Origin of the sequence: Methylobacterium sp. OAE515 (assembly GCF_041806315.1) — a bacterium.
In the GTDB taxonomy this organism is placed as follows: Bacteria; Pseudomonadota; Alphaproteobacteria; order Rhizobiales; family Beijerinckiaceae; genus Methylobacterium; species Methylobacterium tardum.
Map to the genome: position 1 here is coordinate 25,369 of NZ_JBGMUV010000002.1, position 14,408 is coordinate 39,776.

At 61.5% G+C, this 14,408-nt stretch carries 10 protein-coding genes and 3 pseudogenes; 8 read left to right on the forward strand and 5 right to left on the reverse strand.

The features are described from left to right. Window positions 1-340: 340 nt before the first annotated feature. Entirely contained in the window at window positions 341-1,087 is a 747-nt protein-coding gene (locus tag ABIE45_RS30315; RefSeq protein ID WP_192711527.1) for an alpha/beta hydrolase, read from the reverse strand. Between the two features lie 706 nt (window positions 1,088-1,793). Here ABIE45_RS30315 and ABIE45_RS30320 point away from each other — a divergent pair. From ABIE45_RS30320 to ABIE45_RS30345, 6 genes and pseudogenes are all read left to right on the forward strand, one after another. After that, the gene (locus ABIE45_RS30320; RefSeq protein WP_192711526.1) at window positions 1,794-2,702 is read left to right on the forward strand and encodes a LysR family transcriptional regulator; all 909 of its coding nucleotides are present in this window, start codon (window positions 1,794-1,796) and stop codon (window positions 2,700-2,702) included. Further along, a complete protein-coding gene (locus tag ABIE45_RS30325; protein WP_192711525.1) occupies window positions 2,695-4,005 on the forward strand; it encodes an HlyD family secretion protein in 1,311 nt (436 codons plus the stop codon). The genes ABIE45_RS30320 and ABIE45_RS30325 overlap by 8 nt, the downstream gene beginning before the upstream one ends. After that, window positions 4,002-5,573, forward strand: a complete 1,572-nt coding sequence (locus ABIE45_RS30330; RefSeq protein WP_192711524.1) for an efflux transporter outer membrane subunit — start codon at window positions 4,002-4,004, stop codon at window positions 5,571-5,573. The genes ABIE45_RS30325 and ABIE45_RS30330 overlap by 4 nt, the downstream gene beginning before the upstream one ends. Window positions 5,574-5,646: 73 nt before the next feature. Further along, window positions 5,647-7,191: an MFS transporter gene (locus ABIE45_RS30335; RefSeq protein WP_192711523.1), complete on the forward strand. Its 1,545-nt coding sequence runs from the start codon at window positions 5,647-5,649 to the stop codon at window positions 7,189-7,191. 762 nt (window positions 7,192-7,953) lie between these two features. Next, the gene (locus ABIE45_RS30340) at window positions 7,954-8,151 is read left to right on the forward strand and encodes a hypothetical protein (protein WP_192711539.1); all 198 of its coding nucleotides are present in this window, start codon (window positions 7,954-7,956) and stop codon (window positions 8,149-8,151) included. Next, window positions 8,126-8,495 (forward strand): annotated as a pseudogene (locus ABIE45_RS30345) (transposase); the annotation flags it as partial. The gene ABIE45_RS30340 and the pseudogene ABIE45_RS30345, both read left to right, overlap by 26 nt. A gap of 259 nt (window positions 8,496-8,754) precedes the next feature. Here the strand turns inward: ABIE45_RS30345 and ABIE45_RS30350 are convergent. The 3 genes and pseudogenes from ABIE45_RS30350 to ABIE45_RS30360 form a co-directional block, all read right to left on the reverse strand. Beyond that, window positions 8,755-9,680, reverse strand: a protein-coding gene (locus tag ABIE45_RS30350; protein WP_373622939.1) for an IS630 family transposase whose coding sequence is annotated in 2 segments (ribosomal slippage) — window positions 8,755-9,359 and window positions 9,359-9,680 — 927 coding nt in all. Because the reading frame shifts where the segments join, the coding sequence is not laid out codon by codon here. Window positions 9,681-9,729: 49 nt separating this feature from the next. Beyond that, window positions 9,730-10,233: pseudogene (locus tag ABIE45_RS30355) on the reverse strand (DDE-type integrase/transposase/recombinase); the annotation flags it as partial. 1,214 nt (window positions 10,234-11,447) lie between these two features. After that, a protein-coding gene (locus ABIE45_RS30360; RefSeq protein ID WP_373622915.1) for an IS5 family transposase occupies window positions 11,448-12,202 on the reverse strand; the annotation gives its coding sequence in 2 pieces (ribosomal slippage) (window positions 11,448-11,828 and window positions 11,831-12,202; 753 coding nt in all). An 81-nt stretch (window positions 12,203-12,283) separates the two neighbouring features. Here ABIE45_RS30360 and ABIE45_RS30365 point away from each other — a divergent pair. Further along, window positions 12,284-12,622: pseudogene (locus tag ABIE45_RS30365) on the forward strand (helix-turn-helix domain-containing protein); the annotation flags it as partial. A gap of 62 nt (window positions 12,623-12,684) precedes the next feature. Beyond that, window positions 12,685-13,868, forward strand: a protein-coding gene (locus ABIE45_RS30370; protein WP_373622916.1) for an IS3 family transposase whose coding sequence is annotated in 2 segments (ribosomal slippage) — window positions 12,685-12,982 and window positions 12,982-13,868 — 1,185 coding nt in all. Because the reading frame shifts where the segments join, the coding sequence is not laid out codon by codon here. Here the strand turns inward: ABIE45_RS30370 and ABIE45_RS30375 are convergent. Continuing rightward, a complete protein-coding gene (locus ABIE45_RS30375; protein ID WP_192711793.1) occupies window positions 13,865-14,389 on the reverse strand; it encodes a hypothetical protein in 525 nt (174 codons plus the stop codon). The two genes, ABIE45_RS30370 and ABIE45_RS30375, sit on opposite strands and share 4 nt — an antisense overlap. Window positions 14,390-14,408: the final 19 nt, after the last annotated feature.

Consider the following 14,408-nt stretch of genomic DNA (forward strand, 5'->3'; position numbering starts at 1 on the left):
AATAATATAATTTCAAATTAATTTCATCGTAAATTTGAAAGCGCATATGCGCAAACGCGCACATTTTTGATGAATTATGGATGGAATGAGCGGCGGTATTATGTCTTGTTGGAGTGTTGTTTGCATACGCCGTCTGCCATGTATAGTATGTGTCAGCTGAATATTCTTGCCGTCACTCGCGCAAGTCCTGAAAATGATTGAGATGTAAGAAAGGAAAAAAGGTGCGTGTATTTGCCCTACGGCCTCATGAATTGACGTAGGCTTCACGCACCTTTGTCCGTGTCTCCTGCATTAGGATAATGGAGACACAACTGCTAAGTCGAACTCGACAGTGCGCCCCTTATTGCGCGGCGCGTTCAATCAGTGCGGCGATTTCTGCAGGGTGTGATACCGGCGACGCGTGACTCGACTGCACTGTAATGATTTGTGCGTTCATGCGGTGAGCGAACATGCTCTCTGCCTGAGGCGACAGCATCTGGTCGTCAGCAGAAATCGCGTAAAACGTTGGTTTGTCGTGCCAGGCCGCGACCTGCGCTTTAGACTTGAATACGGCTCCGTTAAGCGGCAGCTGGTGCGCCACTAAGGTCTTGCCTTCGCTCTTTGGCAGGTCGCCCGCGAACACAGCCGGCAATGCGTCGGGATCTATTGATAGGTAACCGCGCGCATCTGGTCGCAGCGCTTTTTGACCTGGTGTCGCAGGTGCATCCTTAGATAGATCTTGTAAGCTTTCGCCTCGATCAGGCGCGTAGGCGGCCACATAAACGAGTGCGGAGACTTTGGAGTCGTTTCCGGCCTCCCCGATGACAACACCCCCCCAGCTGTGCCCTACCAGCACAGTCGGGCCATCCTGAGCTGCGATTGCCTTACGGGTCGCGGCGACGTCATCTTCCAAAGAGGTAAGAGGATCGGAGACTAGGGTGACGTGGTAGCCCTTCTGACGCAGCAGCCCAGCGACTTTGTTCCAACTAGTCTCGTCGGTAAAGGCGCCATGCACCAGTACCACATTTCGAGCGGGTGCAGCATGGGCAGAGCATACTGCGGCGAACGTTGCAGCGGCCATGCTCAGCTTAATGATCGTATTTTTCACAGCTGGTTCCTTTTACATAGATCGCGTTGCCGAACATCTGGACGGCTCGGCTCAAATCCTCCCCTTTTTGTGCCCCGATCAAGTTCGAGGATCTATATTTGATTAGCTAAATAGGTGTTGTCAAAATTTTGGCAAGGAGGTTTACTAAGCCGCTCTGTATCATAACGTGGTGTATCATACAGAGCTAGTGGAGCATGGTCGCAAAGCCGATGCCTCGGCTACGCTTCCATGAATAAATTCGATGAACGTACAGAGCGGCATCTCGCCGTGATGACGCATCCGAAACAAAGTTGCTCCGCCGACGCGGCCTTTAGCTACGCTTCCTCAGTAGAGGCATCAACCAAAGAATCGCGGCTAAATCTGCCAATTTCACCGCATAGTCGGCCATGTATCGCCGCTTTTGCGCACACTCGCATCGTTGGGAAGGGTCGAGAGCAAGTGAGCGCAGATGAATGGTCGCAACATCGGGATCGTACCTCAGTTCGTAGGGCGCCATCCTGCTTGGCAGCTTGAGCCGGCCAGAAATCTCGAATGGCTGCGTTAAGGTTCAACTTAACCCAGCCGTTCAGTATTAGGTTGACTAAATAAGTCTGGATCTTATTCTTGGTTGTCGGTATGGGAAAACGATGCAGATAGTTTTCATTGGACTCGGCGCGTCTGTCGGTGCATCCGGGGCGCATAGTTGCGGGCAAAGCTTTTGAGCCATATGAACGTAGAAGCGCTGTTAGAAAGAGAGCAAGTTCATCTCCTGACAACCGTCATTGAGACAGGCAGTTTCTCGGCAGCAGCCGACAAGCTCGGAGTCACGAAGTCGTCGATTAGTCAGCAGATCAAACGGTTGGAAGGGCTGGCGGGACTTAGTCTCTTCCGGCGGAATAGGCGCGGGGTTGAGCCAACTAGCGAGTGCGAAATCGTTATCAAGTACGCTATGGCGATGAAGGCTATCGCCGAGGATTTTAAAAGCCATTTCGGAGTGACCGGAAATACGCGCAAGATTTGCGTCGGCATGGGCGAGGATTTCTGCCGGACTGCTCTCCCATCGTTTCTCGGGCTGCTCTCTGCCGGATTGCCGAGGGTCGAGCTCCGCGTGCTTGCCGGAAGCTATGACATGCTCGCTGAAGCGATCGACAACCGCGCTGCGGACTTAGTTGTCATGCGCCAGTGGGACCGTTACCCCGATGCGCGAAAGCTCTGGCGCGATGAGCAGGTCTGGTATGGCCATCCCCGCTTCGCCTCGGCTGTCATGGACCCAGTGCCGCTTGTGGTCCCTATTTCGCCAAATCCACTCCGGCCTGCAATCCTCGACCTGCTGCGCGCGAACGGCCGCACATGGCGAATTAGGTTCGAAGGCGTTGGCCTTGCTGGCATCGAGGCTGCGCTACAGAGCGGTTTGGGTCTATGCATTGGACCGCGTTCGATGCCGATGTGCGGCGTGAAGGAGATCGGGCCAGAAAGCGGTCTTCCCCCGTCGCCGGCCGCTGACTTCGTCATGGCCGGCCCCTGGGATCCGGCGGACAGTGTCGTTCAAGCCGTGGCCGAACTGTTGCAACGACTGGCTGATGGGGGCTTCCGAACCGGCGGTGCGAGTTCTGGGGAGCACCGGTCCGATGTCTGAGACGAAAGGGATCGTCGATCGTCGTAATCAAGATGCGTCGTCGAGGAATGACGTGACGGAGGACGTTCAACACGATTGTGCCACGAGAGATGGTGAGAAGCAGGTGTTCCGGCTGCCGCATAATGATGATGTGCAGGGTTCAGGCGGCTCAAGTGACCGTGGAGTTGATCAGAGTAACAAAGCCAATCAACGTTCAGAAAAGAGCACCGAAAATGAGTCGCGGACTGATTTCACCACCCGCCGCTGGCCGCTGATCGCAGCGGCTTTGATTGTCGCTATCAGCATAGGCGCTATTCTGTTTCTAATCTTCCGGCCCAAACCGGATGTATGGACCGACGACGCATACATTCGTGTGCACTATGCAACGGTAGCCCCCCGTGTGTCCGGACAGGTAATGCTGGTCTCGGTAGACGACGATGATTACGTTGTTGAGGGGGCCCTCCTCGCCCAGCTCGATCCGCGCGACTACGAGACCGCAGTTGCAGCAGCCGAGGCTCAGCTGGAACGCGACCAAGCTCAATCTGCGGATGTAGCGGCTAACATCGATCGACAGCCAGCGCTCATCGACCAGGCTGCGGCCGAAATAGATGCGGCGCGGGCGCGCCTCGGCTTCGCCGAACTCGACGCGCGCCGGTATGAAAATCTTGCTGTGACAGGAGCTGGGACTGGCCAGCAGCGTCAGCAAACCGGCGCAGCGCTTAAAGCTAGCCAAGCAGCCCTTCGCGCGGCGCAGGCGCAGTTCGAAGCCAATCGCCGTCAGCTGGAGGTGCTCAGGAGGCAGAAATCTGCCTTCGATGCGACGATCAAAGCGGATCAAGCTCGTCTGAAGCAGGCTCAGCTCAACCTCAGCTACACACGCATCCTCGCCCCCATCGACGGTATGGTGGCCGAACGCTCCGTCCAACTTGGAAATGTTGTGTCACCCGGTTCAACGATAATGACGTTGGTGCCGCTTCAACAGGTCTACGTCAATGCCAACTACCGGGAAGTCGAGCTTAAGCACGTCCGTACCGGACAAATCGCTACCATCCACGTTGATGCCTACAACATTACCTTGCGCGGACGGGTCAACGCAATACCGGCGGCAAGCGGGGCGGCTTTCTCTCCTATCCCGCCCAACAATGCTACTGGCAACTTTACCAAGATCGTCCAGCGCCTCCCAGTCCGCATCGACATCGACCCAGGCCAGCCGTTAGCCAAGCTTCTGCGCGTGGGATTTTCTGTCGAGGCCACGATTCACACCGGCCTAGAGGATGTCACCGGCGAGCAGACGCGTTCTGTCCGTGGGGTGACGGATCGATGAGTCTTCCCGTTGGCTGCATATTGGGACATGACTCCCTTGCTCCCCTTAGGGCTACTGCGATCAGCCTGTTTGCCGCGTTCGGGCCTATGGGCTGTGTCGTCGGTCCGGCCTACCAGCCGCCTGTTATTGTCGCCCCCGAGCGTTGGGGACCGGAGACGAAAGTCCTGCGGCCGATCCGCCAGGGCGACGAGGCAGTCGATTTGCGCTGGTGGCGTAGCTTCCGTGATCCCATGCTCGCCGACCTAGCCGAGCGCGTCGCTACGGACAACCTCGACGTGCGCTCTGCCTACGAGCGCATTCTCCAGAGCGCGGCGCAGACTCAGGTGGTCGCCGCGCAGGCCTTACCGCGGACCGCTGGCGCGTCCCAAGAGTCGTATCTGCGGCTGAGCCCCGACGGCCTAGTCAAGCTGCTCCAGCCCGCTCCGGGCTCCAAGCCCGACTTCACGCTCTACAACGAGGGGCTCTCGGCTTCGTGGGAGCTCGATTTCTTCGGCCGCATCCGCCAAGCGGTTGAGGCCGCCGACGCGCAGACTTTGGCGTCGGTCGAGGCGCGGCACGGGATCACGCTGGCCGCGCTGGCAGAACTCACGCAGTGCTACCTTCAGCTGCGTGGTGCCCAGGTCCGATTGGCCATCGCCCGTCGTAATCTTGGAGTCGCCGAACAGAACATCGCGCTGGTGCAGACCCGCTTTGCAAACGGCGCGGCCAACACCCTCGACCTCGCCCAGGCCCGTGCGCAGCAAGCAACTATCGCTGCCAGCCTGCCGCCGCTGCTTACTCAAGAAGCGTCCCTCATCAACGCGGTTGGGTTACTGCTCGGCGAGGCACCCCGCGCGTTGCAGGCGCAGCTCAAGCCGCCGCGACTGGTACCGCGCGTGCCACGTGTCGTGCCTATCGGTCTGCCGGTTGAACTCGTGGCGCGGCGTCCTGACGTACGAGAGGCGGAAGCGAGGCTACGAGTAGCGGTCGCGCAGACCGGCGTCGCCGTTGCGAGCTTCTACCCCAGCGTATCGCTTACGGGCATGGTCGACGTGCAGTCCTTGACTCTCGGTCGCCTGTTTACCCTCGCTTCTAGTGCTTGGCAGATTGGCCCCTCGGTGACGATCCCGCTTTTCGAGGGCGGCCGTCTGAAGGGCACGTTGGCTTTGCGCGAGTCCGAACAGCGTGAGGCGGCGGTACGTTTCCAGCAAACGGTACTCGCCGCTTGGCAGCAGGTAGACGACGCACGTACGGCCTACACGCAGGCCCAGCACCGCCGCTCCGAGCTCGCCCGGGCGGTTGCGCAGAACGCGATCGCCGTGGCGGCCGCGCGCCAGCGCTACGTCGAGGGGGCGGCCGACTTCCTCAACGTCAATACGACGCTGGCGCAACTACTGCAGAGCCAGAACGACCTTGCAGAGGCGGACGTACTTATCACGACGGATTTGGTGCGGCTGTACCGAGTGCTTGGCGGCGGCTGGGACGTCGCAGACACGCCTAATGCGACCCCACGGCCGCCACCCGTCGTCGGACCGCCACTCGCGCCCGCGACGCTGCTCGATGGGATAGCGCCCGGACCAGCTCTATGATCGCCGCCTTGCCTACGTGGAATGGGCGGGATCGGACCTCAAGACGTTTCACCTGGCGAGCGGCGGACGGCCCATGAGCACCCGACCACTATTCGGCTTGGCAGGTGTGCTACTCTCTGTCTTGATCAGCGATACTAACGACGTCGTCACCGCTGTAGCACTGCCCGAGTTGCAAGGCGCACTGGGCATCGGCCACGACGCTGGAACGTGGATCGAGAGCCTTTACCTCTCCGCCCAGCCGTTGGGCATGGCCATCTCTGCATGGTTCATTCCCACCCTAACGGTCCGCCGTTGGGCGCTCATCGTTATCGCGTTTGTCGGTGCGACCAGCGCGCTTCTGCCGTTCAGCCCGAACGTCGAAGCGTTCTACGCTCTGCGTGTACTGCAGGGTTTCGCAGGCGGCCTCATGACGCCGATCCTCTTAAGCGTTTCACTGGCCCTGCTCCCACCAACCCAACGCATTTACGGACTGGCTCTCTACGCTTTGACGGCGACCTTCGTCCCCTATCTGGCCGCCAGCGTGGTCGCCTTCTGGCAGGACGTGCTAGCCTGGGATTTCGTGTTCTATCAAGCCGTTCCGGGCTGTGCCGTAGGGTTCTTGCTGGCCTGGTACGGCTTCCCGCCGGACGAACCGCAATACGGACGTTTCGAACAATTCGATTGGCGCGCGGTCGTGCTGATCGCCGTCGGGGGCGGCTCGCTGATCACGATGCTCTACCAAGGCGACCGATTCGACTGGTTCAACTCCCCTACCATATGCGTGCTCGCCCTTGTGAGTGCGGTTTGCCTGCCGCTGCTCGTGGTGAACGAGTGGCACCATCCCCTACCTTTCCTGAAAATCCAGCTGCTTGGCCGTCGAAATTTTTGCTACGGCCTCGTGGCGCTATTTCTATTCATCGTGACCACGCAGGCGGCTGGGCCCGTGCCCGTCAACTTCCTCATACAGGTCCAGGGCTTCCGGCCGCTGCAGGCCCATCTTGTGACCCTAGAGGTGGCAGCCCTCCAGCTGCTTTGGCTGCCCCTGCTAGCGCTGCTACTGGACCGAGAGGAAGTCGACGCGCGCCTCGTCACCGTGCTGGGTGTCGGTTGCATCGTCCTTGGCTGCGTCGGCGCATCTAATGTCGACGGCATGTGGTACGCGGCGCAGTTTTACCCGTGGCAGGTTCTTCAGTCTGCAGGTCAGGCGATGGTTGTCATGCCGCTGCTTCTGCTGGCCACAAACACGGTCAAGAAGAAGGAGGAGGGGCCGTTCGCTTCGGCGAACTTCAATTTCGTTCGGTCAATTGGCGAAGGGGTGGGGATCTGGCTTATCGGCCTTATCCAGCGGTGGCGTGGCAATTTGCATTACAATCGCATCGCCGATCAGGCAGGGCTCGACCGATGGCGCACCGCTCAGGCGGCCGAGGTGCTGCGCCGGGAGCCGCCGGTGCTGACTGACGACATGGTACGAACGTCGGGTGGCCTCGCGAGGTTTGCGCGAGCAGTTCAGCAGCAGGCCGACATCATGACTTACAGCGATAAGTACCTCATCTTGGCTGCGATAGTTGGTGCGCTCGCCGTAATCGTCGCATTACTACCAAAGCGCACGATGCCACCACGGATCGAGCTAAGCCAATGAACAGTTGTCGGCGGCCCCTGCCGCACTGCAGATTGGAAAATACAAGCCATTATCGATATCGGCGCCTCGGCAACGAACCAAGACTGCTGTGAGGCATGCCGGCATGACAGCCGCCCAACCCTCCGTGAGGATGCCGGGCGCCCCAATTTCTGTCGCCTTTGTACCGGCCACGATAGCAAATGAGCTGCCTGGCACCAGAGTTTTGCCCAGAAGACCACATAGCATCGTTTGTAGGCTTCGGGATGACGACCGCAGGAACTGCCGGGGAAGGTGCCGGGATCCTTCCGCGGCTCGCTACGTCCCGAAGATAACCAAGGCATGTCGCGGCTGGCAGCGCTTCACCGGCGCCCGACCAGTAGGCCGAGCATGTTGAACGAAGGATGCCCCGACGCACGTCGCTTCGATCCCGACGCAGCATCCCGGCGTCGTCACGTCCGCGGCCCACACTGGCGGGCGAGCGGTCGCGGTTGTAACCTTCGAGGATCAGCCCGCCTGGAAGCGAATATGGCTCAGGCCGCAATCCTGTTGGGCTGCCCGTGAATTGATGCGCATGATCAGAGCAGCAAATAGCAACATCAAACCCGATCGGCCTGAAGTGCAGCGCATGATGTGTCGTCTTGCCCAATTCGCCCGTGAGCGTGGCCTAAATGGATGGGTGACAAGACTTATCGTGGAAGCAGTGGCTACTGACATGCGGATGCGTACCGAGGATGAGCGAATGGCTGAGGCGCGTGCCTGGATAGTCGCTGCTTCGGGGAAGCGATGAGCATGGAGCCAGATCGCGCGAAAGGCCGCTCACCGGACATAGTCCTGCGCGAGCGGCTGAAGGCGAAGCCTGAGCTCGCCAAGCCCGTCACCAAACCGCCGGACCCGGAGGCAATCCCGAAAGCCCTCAAGGTGGCCGCAGGCGCCAAGGAGGTCTCGCATCCAGACAGGGATCAAGGCTTGCGTGATCGCTGACGGCGCAGGCCACGCGATCGCCTTTCGGATTGCGCCGGGGCAGGCCCATGAACTGCCGCACGCGCGACCCTTGCTCGATCACCAGCCGGGCGTTCCGGGATGGATCGTGGCTGATCGGGGCAACCAGCCACCGCTTCCGGTAGCACGTCCGAGACACCAAGGCGGAACCCGCCAACCCGTCCAAGTGCATCGAAGCTCCCGCGCGATACCCGGACTGGATCTACACCAACCGCAACATCGTCGAGCGGCTCGGGGCACGGCTTAAGGAATGGCGCGCGGTTGCCACGCGCTATGAGAAGACTGCCGCCAGTTTCGCCCGCGTTCTCTGCCTCGCCGCCGTAATCATGACTTCAGGTGATGACAGCCCCTACGGTCGATGCGCATCTTGCGGTGGTAGTCTCTATACGAAAACTTCTATCGCCGGTTCAAAGGTGCGGATCGAGGTTACAGTTGAAACAAATCACAATGCAACCGGTAATTTCGGCGTAACATGGGTGTCTTCTTGTAGACGCGTCGCCAAGGCCCGCCTCAACTGGCCCTGCGGCAGGCGGCCTGGGGACCTCGTGCAAACGTTGCCCAGGCCGCCGTTAGAGCCGTTGCCGGTCATGTTGGGTCGAAGGCATCGTATCCGGCAGCGGCGACGTAGTTTCGGCATTCGTGCGGGCGGAAGGCCTTGAAGGCTTCTCGGATGGCGGCCCAGAGGTCTGGCACCGTGCGCGCGGCGGGCGTTCGCAGGAGCGCCTTCAGCTTGGCAAAGGCTTGCTCGATCGGGTTGAAATCCGGGCTGTAGGCCGGGAGGTAGAGCAGACGCGCACCGGCCGCCTCGATGGCCTTCCGCACGCCGGCCACCTTGTGGACGTTCAGGTTGTCGAGAATGACCGTGTCGCCGCGCTTCAGCACCGGGACCAGGGTATCGGTGACGTAAGCCAGGAAGCGCCCGCCGTTCGTCGCTCCGTCGAACAAGGTGGTGGCGACGAGGCCGCTCGTGCGCAGGGCGGCGGTGACGGTGGTGGTCTTGTAGTGCCCGTGCGGAGCGGAGATGCGGCAGCGCTCGCCCCGTAGGGATCGGCCATAGGGCCGCACCAAGTTGGTGGCGGCAGCGGTCTCGTCGATGAAGACGAGGCTGTCCGGATCGAGATCGAGTTGGCCGTCGAGCCAAGCGTCCCGGGCCGCCCTCACGTCCTCGCGCTGCTGCTCGTCTGCATGAAGAGCCCCTTTTTACGGGTGATGCCGTGGCGACCGAAGAACCGCCACAGCCCGCTTGTGCTGGTTCGGGCACCCTGCTGGGCCAGCCTGTCGCGTAGTTCCCGCAGGAAAATCTGCGGATGCTCGCGGCAGATCTCTAGGATCGTCTCGGCATGAGCCTCGATGGCGGGCGGCGACCGGTCGCTGCCCACGGGCTTGGGGGCGATCTCACGCGCGTCCCGGCAGCGCGCGTGCCACCGGATCGCGCTGGCCTTCCCGACACCGAAGCGCTCGGCCGCTTGCCGGCGCGACGATCCCGCTTCGACCGCTTCGACCGCTTCGATGACACGCTCGTGAACCGCTCCGGGTTTCCCGGAGGCCGTTTGGTTTGGGTCAGGCGGCCAAGACTTGGAGCTTGGCCTGGGCATAGTAGCGCGCTTCCGCCTTGCCGGGAGGGGCTTTGCCGATCGGTACGAGCAACCGCCGGTTATTGAACCAATCTACCCATTCGAGCTTGGCGTACTCGATGGCCTGGAACGAGCGCCATGGCCCGCGTCGATGGATCGTCTCCGCCTTGAACAGGCCGATGATCGTCTCGGCGAGAGCATTGTCGTAGAAATCCTCGGCGCGGACGAGGGAGGGTTCGATGCCGGCCTCGGTGAGGCGCTTGGTGTAGCGGATGCTGACGTTTTGCGATCCGCGATCCGAGTGGCAGGCGAGCCCGCCGTCGGCGATGGGGCGGCGCTCGTGCAGAGCCTGCTCCAGAGCATCGACCACGAAGTCTGCCCGAGCCGAGCGTGAGACACGCCAGCCCACAATCCGACGGGCGAAGACGTCGATCACGAAGGCCGCATAGACGAACTCCACCCAGGTCGCCACGTGAGTGAAGTCCGCCAACCGATCTCGGCCGCGACCTACTGGATCGCGGACCATTGCGAACCGTGCTCGCTCTCGTGCTCCCGAACCAGGCCCGCAATCGTGCTGATCGCGACGAGCGACAGCGTGGCAACGAGGAAGGCGATCATCGCGTCAGCCACCGGGTGCCGAACAGCCTGGAGGGCCGGGTCACGAGAAGCAGAGCCGTCACCTCAAAACCGACGACGGTGCGTGATGTCACGCGGCGGTTCTTCTGTGCTCAGCGACGGGCAAATCTGCATCTCGCGCCTTGGCATACCAGGTGACTCTAGCATATGTTGTGGTCCTCTCTTCCCAAGAGACTCACTTCGCCCCGCCGGTGCTGCCGCGCGGGGCTTTTTCGTCTCCAACTTAAAAAGTTACAGCTGTAGTCCTTTTTTCATATGCTCGAAACTAATCGGTGCCAAAGGCCATATATGGATTGGTCGAGAGGCTATATTCCGCGGTCTCTGTTGGAGTAAATTTGTGATGAAAATTCCAATTTACGCGGCTAGTCTGTTTGGAGTCGCCCTACTTATGCATCCGCATTCGGCTTCAGCTATGCAGATTGGTATCGGAGCTGTTCCGAAGGCCGCTACAGCGGTCGAGAATGTCTGGTACAGCCACCGCTACGGGGGCTATGGCTACGGACGTTACGTCGGTAGGCGTTTTCATAGATGGGGTTATGGCTATGGCGGCTGGCACCGTCACGGCTACGGATTTTGGCATCGCCGTTGGCATGCACACTGGAGCTAATTGAGACGATTTCAAAACTTCAACTGCGTATCGCTTTCACTGAGCTGCTGAGTCTCCGCCTGCTCGGCCGTCTTGTGAAGACTTATCCGAAAGCAAAAGTCGCACACCACACTTGCGGCAACAGTTTCTTAGCCGTTTTGCTACATTGCCGAACGCAATCGGCCAATGGTCGAGCGACGTAAGAGCTGCACCGGGTCCGTTTTTGACGGTCCGTCACGGTGCGGTCTCGCTGACGCAGTGGCTCAAAGCCCGCCCAGGACCACCTCTGGGCGGGCTTTTTCGTGCGTTGCTGATGTGCTCGGTGCTTCGTCATTGGTCGGCGGCAACGGGGGCTTCATGCTATTGCTCTGACGCCGACAAAGCATACACTAGCCAGCATAGATTCCGAAGCGGGGGCAGTAAGTTAGCAGACAAGCACGTGGTGCGTTCGTCGGCGTCTGTGCACTAGGTAGGGGCCTCATTCAGGTCCATGCGATGACACAGGAAACGAGCGCGACGGCGGCCAGATAGTTGCAGGCTAAGCGATCGTAGCGGGTCGCGACGCGCCGCCAGTTCTTGAGGTGACCAAACAGCCGCTCGATCCGATTGCGCCGCCAGTAGGCGATCTGGCTGTGCTTATAGGGTACCGTCCGGGTGGCCGTGGACGGGATGGTGGCGATCACCCGGTGGCTCTTGAGCCAATCCCTCAAGCTCTGCGCATCGTAGGCCTTGTCGGCGATCAGACGCTTGGGCGGCACCTTAGCGCACAGCAGGGGCAGCGCCATGGTGATGTCGGCCACGTTGCCGGGCGTCAGGGCGAACGCGACCGGTCGGCCACGATCATCGGCCAAGCAATGGATTTTACTCGTGAACCCGCCCCGCGAGCGGCCGATCGCCTGGCTCCAGGCCCCCCTTTTCCGCCTGATGCCGAGCGGTGGGCCTTCACGTGGGACGCGTCGAGCATCAACTCATCTGGCACGGGACCCGTGGCCGCGATCTTGGCGAACAGCCGCTGCCAGATCCCGCGCTGAGACCACCTGTTGTAGCGGTTGTAGACCGTCGTGTGCGGACCGTAAGTGGAGGGCGTGTCCTGCCAGCGGCAGCCGACCTTCAGCACGTGCAGAATGCCGCTGATCACCCGCCTGTCGTCGACCCGGGGCTTGCCCGGTTGGCCGTGCGGTAGGTGCGGCTCGATCCGCCCCCAGGCTTCATCGGAGAGCCAGAACAACCGTGCCATCGCGATCCTCCTGCGCTGGAAACCCTGTTTGATCCCGCGGTGTGGTGGTACGGTTGACCACCATGCTGCGAGGGATGCGCTATGGGCCAGGTTCTTCATGGAAGCGCCACCACGACGGAGGCAGTCCGTCGCGCGATCCAGCTACGTGAAGAGAGCGTAAGAGCGCTGGCCAAGCGCTACGGCGTCAGCCCGACGACGGTGCAGAAGTGGCGCAAACGGACGAGCACAGCGGATGCCCGGATGGGCCCCAAGGAACCGCGCTCCACCGTGCTCACCGTCGAGGAGGAAGCGATCATTGTCGCCTTCCGCCGGCATACCCTGCTGCCGCTTGACGACTGCCTCTATGGCTTGCAGCCGACGATCCCGCACCTGACGCGATCCTCGCTGCATCGCTGCCTGGAACGACACTGCATCAGCCGATGATCCTCCCTCGGCTTCGCGGACACCTCTGATACGCTCATGCTGAGTGGGGAAGGTGTCGGATGGCGAAGACGAGACGAGAGTTCACGCCCGAGTTCAAACGCGAAGCGGTCGCCCTTCTGGAGAGCAGCGGCCGGCCGCAGATGCAGGTCGCGGCCGAGCTCGGGATCCAGCCCTCGATGCTGAGGCAGTGGCGCGCCACGCTGAACGGGGCCTCACCCGGGCCGCGGTCTGCTGGATCGACGGGCGCCTCGCCACCAAGCCCGATCGCATCGCCGTCCGATCAGGCCGCCGAGATCGCCCGGCTGCGGCGTGAGCTCGACCGCACGCGCATGGAGCGCGACGTGCTAAAAAAAGCCATCGGCATCTTCGCGGAGATGCCCAAGTGACCTTCGCCTTCATCGAGCAGCATGCGCGGACCTGGCCGGTGCGTCTCATGTGCCGCGTGCTCGGAGTCTCACCCAGCGGCTTCTACGGCTGGCGGTCGCGGCCTGAGAGCGCCCGCTCGGCCTCCAACCGCCAGCTCCTGGACGACGTCCAGCGCATCCATGCCGCCCATCATCGGCGCTACGGTGCGCCGCGCGTGCATGCCGCCCTGCGGGCCGAGGGCCGGACTGTCAGCCGCGGGCGGGTGGAGCGCCTCATGCGCCAACACGGCATTCGTGCGCTGGCGGGGCGTCGGTTCCGGCCCTGCACGACCGACAGCCGCCACGATCTCCCGATCGCCCCAAACCTCCTGAAGCAGGACTTCTCGGCCGCGCGGCCAAATACGGTCTGGTTGGCCGACATCACCTACCTGCCAACCGGCGAGGGCTGGCTGTACCTGGCCGCCGTCCTCGATCTGGCCACGCGCAAGATCGTCGGCTGGTCGATGCGCGATCATATGCGGGCCGAGCTGAGCGTGGCTGCGCTGATGATGGCCGCCCAGCGGCAGCGGCCGGCCGCTGGGTTGATCTGCCACTCGGATCGCGGCAGCCAGTACGCGGCCGAGGCCTACCGGAAGCAGCTCGCCGGTATGGGGGCGAAGCCGTCGATGAGCCGCACAGCTTGCTGCTACGACAACGCCCCGATGGAGAGCTTCTTCCACACGCTCAAGGTCGAGCTCGTCCATCAGCGACGATGGGCGACCCGGGATGAAGCGCGGCGCGATCTGTTCGCTTACATCGAGGGCTACTACAATCGGCAACGCATCCATTCGGCACTCGGCTATCTCACGCCCGAGCAGGCCGAACGGACCGCGAGCTAATCTCCCCGTGTCCGCGAAATCAGGGGAGGATCAAACCTCGCCTGTGCCGCCCGGATCTCGGCCAGCAGGCGAACGGGATCGAGATCGGTGCGCAGAGCCTCAACGCGACCGTGAACCTCGGAGCTCGTGCGTGGATCGGCGACCAGTCGGTCGCAAAGCGTCGCCGGAGCATAATAGCGCTTGCGCACCGGTGCGCCCTCCCGCTCCCTGTCCATCAGCTTGAAGGAGGGCCGGAAGGCGTTCACGAACAGCCGCGTCCTCGCGCAGAGCTGGGCGAGTTCGTGCGCGGCCGTCATGCCTTCGAAGCGGCGATAGCCCACGATCTGGCGCACGACCGAGCCATTCTTCTGTTCGATATAGGCCTGTTCGTTCTTGCAGTAGGGCCGGCAGCGGGTGAGGACGATGCCCTCGTCCCGGCAGTAATCTCGCACGCCCTCGTTCAGCGACGAGGATGATGCTTGTGCTTCAAGCTGATCCAAATCCGCTCTAAGCAATCCGGGGCCGAACCGGCGGAGATCCATTTATCTGAGATGCTCACGC